Annotated in this window: 1 pseudogene; it reads left to right on the top strand. The window is 61.2% G+C overall.

Annotation, left to right across the window (positions count from 1 at the left end):
* Window positions 1–258, top strand: a pseudogene (locus SB764_RS42165) (hypothetical protein); the annotation flags it as partial.

Raw genomic sequence — 258 nt, 5'->3', positions numbered from 1 at the left:
GCAACGGCTATCCCGAGGAGACGTACTACACGTTTTCCTATACGCCGATCCCTGACGACGACGGCACGCCTGGCGGGATCATCTGCGCCAATAGCGACGACACCCAGCGGGTGATCGGCTAGCGGCAGCTCGCTCTGCTGCGGGAACTGGTGACTACGGCCTCGGAAGCTCGAACTTGGCAAGACGCCTGCCAGCGAGGTATGTTGGCACTCGCCGTGAATGGGCACGATTTGCCGTTTGCCCTGCTTTACATGACCG

This window comes from Paraburkholderia sp. SIMBA_027 (assembly GCF_046535315.1).
GTDB lineage: Bacteria > Pseudomonadota > Gammaproteobacteria > Burkholderiales > Burkholderiaceae > Paraburkholderia > Paraburkholderia tropica.
Note: the sequence above shows the minus strand (reverse complement) of the source record. Positions and strands in the feature narration are given on the sequence as shown.